At 71.0% G+C, this 6,425-nt stretch carries 6 protein-coding genes; all 6 read left to right on the forward strand.

What is annotated here, in order from left to right; translation table 11 throughout:
* The first annotated feature begins 26 nt into the window (after positions 1-26).
* The 6 genes from WFI16_RS10440 to WFI16_RS10465 are packed head-to-tail and all read left to right on the forward strand — an operon-like array spanning position 27 to position 6,359.
* Entirely contained in the window at positions 27-1,565 is a 1,539-nt protein-coding gene (locus WFI16_RS10440) for a chemotaxis protein CheW (protein WP_419897769.1), read from the forward strand.
* Positions 1,566-1,573: 8 nt separating this feature from the next.
* Positions 1,574-2,656, forward strand: a complete 1,083-nt coding sequence (gene cheB, locus WFI16_RS10445) for a chemotaxis-specific protein-glutamate methyltransferase CheB (RefSeq protein WP_419897770.1) — start codon at positions 1,574-1,576, stop codon at positions 2,654-2,656.
* Positions 2,644-3,270 (forward strand): HEAT repeat domain-containing protein, encoded by a 627-nt coding sequence (locus tag WFI16_RS10450; RefSeq protein WP_419897771.1) that lies wholly within the window; start codon positions 2,644-2,646, stop codon positions 3,268-3,270. The genes cheB and WFI16_RS10450 overlap by 13 nt, the downstream gene beginning before the upstream one ends.
* Positions 3,267-4,112: a CheR family methyltransferase gene (locus WFI16_RS10455; RefSeq protein WP_419897772.1), complete on the forward strand. Its 846-nt coding sequence runs from the start codon at positions 3,267-3,269 to the stop codon at positions 4,110-4,112. The genes WFI16_RS10450 and WFI16_RS10455 overlap by 4 nt, the downstream gene beginning before the upstream one ends.
* 7 nt (positions 4,113-4,119) lie before the next feature.
* Positions 4,120-4,497, forward strand: a complete 378-nt coding sequence (locus tag WFI16_RS10460; RefSeq protein WP_419897773.1) for a response regulator — start codon at positions 4,120-4,122, stop codon at positions 4,495-4,497.
* A complete protein-coding gene (locus tag WFI16_RS10465) occupies positions 4,494-6,359 on the forward strand; it encodes a chemotaxis protein CheA (RefSeq protein WP_419897774.1) in 1,866 nt (621 codons plus the stop codon). Before WFI16_RS10460 ends, WFI16_RS10465 begins: the two co-directional genes overlap by 4 nt.
* Positions 6,360-6,425: the final 66 nt, after the last annotated feature.

The following is a 6,425-nucleotide window of genomic DNA, read 5'->3' on the forward strand; positions in this document are numbered from 1 at the left end:
GCCCCCCCTGAGCGGAGGCTGAACCCATGAGCGAAGCGCCCGGCCCCCGTGCCGCGAGCCGGCAGTTCGTCACCTTCTGGGTGCGGGATGAAATCTTCGGCGTGCCCCTGGCGGAGGTGCAGGAGATCATCCGGATGCCCGGCGTCGTCCGGGTGCCGCGGGCACCGGGCAGCCTGGAGGGCATCGCCAATCTGCGCGGCGCGGTGCTGCCCATCACCAGCCTGCGGCGCGTCTTCGGCATGCGCGATGGCCCGCATGACGACGCCACGCGGGTCGTGGTCATCAACCGCGGCGCGCTGTCCGGCTTCGTCGTCGACCGCATGGCCAGCGTCATCACCACCGAGGAGCATGAGATCGAGCCGGTCGACGCGCTGAGCGGCACCATCCGGACCGAACTGCTGCAGGGCGTGGTCAAGCGGGACAAGGGCATGATCATGCTGCTGGACCCCGCCAGCCTCGGCGATGTCCGGGAGAAGGCGCCGGAGCCGGAGCGCCCGACGTCACCCGCGGCGGAGCTCCCCGGCATGCCGCCGCCGCAGGAGAGCGGCGACGGGCCGCGTGGCGGCGACGAGCTGCAGCTCGTGAGTTTCGAGGTCGAGGGCCAGGAGTATGCCTTCGCGATGGATGACGTGCAGGAGATCGTCCAGATCCCCGCGCGCATCAGCGCGGTGCCGCGCAGCGAGCCGCATGTCATGGGGGTGATGACGCTGCGCAACCGCCTGCTGCCGCTGGTCTCGCTGCGCCGCATGTTCGGCATGCCCCAGGGCGTGCCCGAGGAGCACAACCGCATCGTGGTGGTCTCCCTGGGCGGGGCGGATGCCGGCGGCAGCCCGGTCTCGGTCGGCATCATCATGGATGCGGTGAAGGAAGTGCTGCGCGTCGCGCGCGCGATGGTCGATGCCGTGCCGCCGCTGCTGGCCTCCGGCGGACGCGGCGCGGAACTCGACTCCATCTGCCGGCTGGAAGGCGGGAAGAGGCTCGTGACCATCCTCTCCGCAGAAAGAATGTTCCCGGCCGAGGATCCGCTGCGCCTCGGGGGCGTCGGCGCGGCGGCGCAGGCGGAGGGCGATGAGGGGGCGGCAGGCCATGGCGACGACATGACGAATTCGGATGACGAGGAGCAGCTCGTGGTGTTCCGCCTGGGGAACGAGGAGTACGGCGTCCCGATCGCCGCCATCCAGGAAATCGTCCGGATCCCCGAGCAGCTGACGCGGGTGCCGAAGACCCCCGGCTTCATCGAGGGGGTGGTCAATCTCCGCGGCGTCGTCCTGCCGGTGATCGATCAGCGGCGGCGCTTCGGCCTGCCCGACCTGGCGCGCAACGATCGGCAGCGGATCATGGTGCTGATGGTGGGGCAGGCGCGCACCGGCTTCATCGTCGACAGCGTGGTGGAGGTGCTGAAGGTGGCGCGCTCCTCCATCGGCCCGGCGCCGCGACTGTCGGACGAGCAGGAACTGCTGATCGACCGTGTGGCCAATCTCGAGCGGCAGAAGCGCATGCTGCTGCTGCTGAAGGCTGAACGGCTGCTGAACATGGAGGAGCAGGGCGCCCTTGCCGCGCTTTGACGCAGCGCATGTTGAGAGTTCTGATCGTCGACGATTCGGCCCTGATGCGCCGGCAGCTCCGCAAGCTGCTGGAGGCGGAGGACGACATCGAGGTCGTGCAGGCCCGCAGCGGCGTCGAGGCGCTGGAGCAGCTCGCCCGCCATGCCCCGCAGGTCGTCACGCTGGACGTGAACATGCCGGACATGGACGGGCTGGCCTGCCTGGAACGCATCATGCGCGAGGCGCCGCGCCCGGTGGTGATGGTCTCCTCGGCCACCGCCGCAGGCAGTGACGCGACGGTGCGCGCCCTCGCCCTCGGGGCGGTCGATGTCGTGCTGAAGCCGGGCAGCGCCGGGGTGCCCTCCGGCATCGAGCGCCTGCAGGCCGAGCTGCTGGCCAAGGTCCGCGCCGCCGCCGCCGCCCGCCCCCGCCGCATGCGCGGCCTGCGCGAAAACCTGCGCGCCGAGCGCGCCCTGGGCGAGCGCCGCCGGGCGGAGCTGCGCGACCAGTCGCGGCAGAGCCTCGGCCTGACCCTGATCGGCGTCTCGACCGGCGGTCCGCGTGTCCTCGAGGAGGTGCTGCCGGCGCTGCCGCCGGACTATCCCCAGGCCATCGTCATCGCGCAGCACATGCCGCGCGCCTTCACCGCCTCGCTGGCGCAGCGGCTGAACGGCCTCTGCGCGCTGCCGGTGGCCGAGGTCGGCCAGCCGACGCCGCTGCGGGCGGGGCATATCTACATCGCGCGCGGCGAGGCGGACATCGTGCTGGAGATGCGGCTAGGCCGCCTGATCGCCCGCTCCGTCGCCGCCGATGGCAGCCCCTGGCACCCGAGCGTCAGCCGCATGGTCAGCAGCGCGCTGGCGGTGGTGCCGGCCGCCTCCATGATCGGCGTCCAGCTCACCGGCATGGGCGACGATGGCGCGCAGGAGATGGCGCTGCTGCATCAGCGCGGCGGCCGCACCATCGCCGAGGCGGAGGAATCCGCCGTCGTCTTCGGCATGCCCGGCGAGCTCGTCCGACGAGGGGGTGCCACCGCCATCCTTCCCTGTGACCGCATCGCCACGCAACTCAGGCAGTGGACTGGAACGGAGAGACGATCATGGCCCTGTTGAAGGCCGGCAGCGCGCAGGAACCGGCGCAGGCGGCACCGCCGCCGGCGGTCGCGACCCTGCTCGCGGCGTTAGAATCGGCGGAGGCCGCCACGCGGCGCAGGGCGGCCCAGGATCTGGGGCACCATCCGGAAGCCGTGACCGCCCTGGCCGCCGCCCTGGCCGCCGAGGCCGACCGCACGGTGCTCGACGCGCTGGTGGGCGCGCTGGGCCGGATCGCCACGCCGGACGCCATGGCGGCGCTGCTGGCGCATCTACGTTCGGACAATGCCTGGCTGCGGAATGCCGTGGTCCTCGCCCTGCAGGATATCGGCCCGGCTGCCGCCCTGGCGCTGCGGCCGATGCTGCAGGATCCGGACATCGATCTGCGCATCGCCGCGCTGGTGGCACTGGGCGGGGTACGCTGCCAGGAGGCGGAAGGCTGGATCGCTGCGCTGCTGGAAAGCGAGGCCGACATCAATGTCTGTGCCAGCGCCATCGAGACGCTGGGGCAGATCGGCGGCCCCGCCTCGGTACCGGCCCTGGAACGGACGGCCGCCCGCTTCGCGGACGAACCCTTTCTCGCCTTCGCCGCGAAGGCGGTGCGGGACCGCCTTGCCGCCGGTGATCGCGCGTGACGAACGCGGAGACGGCCATCCAGGAGGGCGACTTCGCCCGCTTCCAGGAGCTCTTCTACCGCAAGACCGGCATCGTTTTCGGTGAATCGAAACGCTACTTCGTCGACCGGCGGCTGGCCGACCGCATCGCGGCCACCGGAACCGGCAGCTTCGCCGAGTATCTGAACCTCCTCCGCTTCCATGATCCGAAGGCGGTCGAGATGCAGAACCTCGTCAACGCCATGACGGTGAACGAGACCTATTTCTACCGGGAGGCCTATCAGTTCCGCTGCCTGGTCGATTCCATCCTGCCGGAGCTGGTGCGCGGGCGGCGGTCGAATGATCCGGTGCAGATCTGGTCGATGCCCTGCTCGACCGGCGAGGAGGCCTATTCGCTGGCGATCTACCTGCTGGAGAACTGGCCGGAGGTGGACCGCTACGATGTCCGCCTGCTGGCCTCCGACATCGATACGCGGGTGCTCGAGCAGGCGCGCGCCGGCATCTACGATGCGCGCTCCGTCCAGCATGTGCCGCCACGCGCGCTGGGCCGGTACTTCAACGCGCTGGGCGGCGAGCGCTGGCAGGTGGTGCAGAGCCTGCGGGAGTCGATCGAGTTCCGCCAGGTCAATATCAGCAGCGAGACGGATATGCGGCGCTTCCAGCATGTCGATGTCATCTTCTGCCGCAACCTGCTGATCTATTTCGATGACGCCTCGCGGCGCCGGGCGGCGGAAGCCCTGCACGATGCGCTGCGCCCCGGCGGCTTCGTCTGCCTCGGCCACTCCGAATCGATGAGCCGGATTTCCTCGCTGTTCACGGCACGGAAGTTCGCGGACGCGATCGTCTACCAGCGGCATCCCTGAGGGCGTCATGCGCAGCAAGATCCTGATCGTCGACGACGCGGCCACCGTCCGGCTCTACTACAGCGGCATCCTCTCGGCCCTGGGATGCCTGGTGGAGGAGGCCTGGAACGGCGCGGAGGGGCTGGAGAAGGCGCTGCTCGCGCCGCCCGACCTTTTCCTGGTCGATGTGAACATGCCCTATCTCGACGGCTACGGCATGCTGCGCGCGGTGCGGCAGGAGCCGGTGCTCAGCAGCATCCCCGCGGTCATGATCAGCACCGAGAGCGTCGAGCAGGGCGCGCCCAAGTCGCAGGCGGTCGGCGCCAATCTGTACCTGCACAAGCCGGTCCGGCCGGAGCGCCTGACCAGCATCGTGCGGGTGCTGCTGGGGATGCCGCTCACATGAACCCGCTGCTCGAACAATTCCTCACCGAGGCGCGCGACCTGCTCGACACCGCCGGCGAAGGGCTGCTGGGCCTGGAGCGATCGGGCGGCGATCCGGAACTGGTCAACACGGTGTTCCGCGCCGTCCACACCCTGAAGGGCACCTCCGGCCTCTTCGAGATCGCGCCGCTCACCGCCCTGGTGCATGCCGGGGAGGATCTGCTCGATGCGGTGCGCGACCAGCGGCTGAAGCTGACCGGCGAGATGGTGGATCTGCTGCTCGCCGCGCTCGACCAGACCCGCGCCTGGCTGGAGGATCTGGAACGCAGCGAGACCCTGCCCGACGGGGCCGCGGAGGTCGCGGCGGCGCGCGCAAAAGCCCTGCGTGCCCTGCTGAGTGGCCCTGCCGCCGCCGCTGCCGGCGCCGCCGCGGCGTCGCCGCAGGCGCCCTGCAAGGCGCCCGGCTGGGTCGCCGGCCTCGCTGCCGCCGCGCGCGACGCGGCCGAACAGGCGGCGCGGGCGGCCGACCGTGACATCGTCGCGGTGGAGTACCGCCCCGGCGCCGACTGCTTCTTCGCCGGGGAGGATCCGCTGCAGCTGGCGCGGCAGACGCCCGAGCTGGTCATGCTGCACATTGTCCAGCCGGAAGCCTGGGCCCCGGCGGCGCTGCTGGACCCCTTGCAGTGCCAGCTGTCGTTCCAGCTGCTCTCGGTCGCGCCGCTGGAGGATGTCAGGCACATCTTCCGCTACTGCGACGATGTCGAGATCGTGGCCTATGCCCCGCTGCAGACGCTGCGGCCGGACCATGATGTCATCGGCGAGCTGGTGGATGCCCAGCTCCGCATGCTGGGCCAGAGCGCGGAACCGGAGCTGGCGGCCGGCCGCGCCGCCGCCGCGGCCGGCGTGCTGCGGCGCATCGCCCGCCATGCCGGGCTGGCGCTCGACGAGCCGGCCCTCGCCGCCGCCACCGCCGCCGCGGCGGAGGGAAGGCGCGAGGCGCTGGCGGCGCTGCTGCAGGGATGCCGCCCGGCCCGCCGGCCCGAGCCCGCCGAGCCGCGCGGCGGCGCGGCCGAGGCAGCGCAGGCCCCCGGCGCCGAGCTGCGCGCGGCGCCGCTGACGACGCTGCGGGTCGAGCAGTCGAAGATCGACACGCTGATGAACCTGATCGGCGAGCTGATCATCGCCAAGAACAGCCTCGCCTATCTCGCCCGCAAGGCGGAGGCCGGCGCCAGCGCGCGCGAGCTGGCGCGGGACATCAAGGACCAGCACGCGGTGGTGAACCGCCTGGCGGAGGACATGCAGTCGGCGGTGATGGCGATCCGCATGCTGCCGGTCAGCCACATCTTCCAGCGCTTCCCGCGGCTCGTGCGCGACATCAGCCGCAAGCTCGGCAAGCAGGTCGAGCTGGTGCTGGAAGGCGAGGAGACCGAGGCCGACAAGAACATGATCGAGGCGCTGAGCGATCCCCTGATCCACATGGTCCGCAACAGCCTGGACCATGGCCTGGAGCCGGCCGAGCAGCGCCTGGCGACCGGCAAGCCCGAGCAGGGCACGCTGCGCCTGGCGGCGAAGCAGGAGAACGAGTGCATCATCGTCGCGGTCAGCGACGATGGCCGCGGCATCGACCCGGCGCGCATCCGCAGCAAGGCGGTGGAGCGGGGCATGCTGGATGCCGAGGCGGCGGCGGCGCTGTCGGACGAGGAGGCGGTCAGGCTGGTCTTCGCCGCCGGCTTCTCCACCGCCGAGCAGATCTCCGATCTCTCGGGGCGCGGCGTCGGCATGGATGTGGTGCGCAGCGCCATCGAGAAGGTGGGCGGCCGTGTCGACCTCCAGAGCAGGCTAGAGCATAATCCGATCATTCTGGTTCATATCCTGCGGCGGTGAAGTAGCTGGCACACTCCTGCGGTGAGAACTGCGGGAGGGCGTCACGGATGGCATCCCAGAGCGCAT

This window comes from Roseomonas sp. USHLN139, assembly GCF_037145735.1.
In the GTDB taxonomy this organism is placed as follows: Bacteria; Pseudomonadota; Alphaproteobacteria; order Acetobacterales; family Acetobacteraceae; genus Pseudoroseomonas.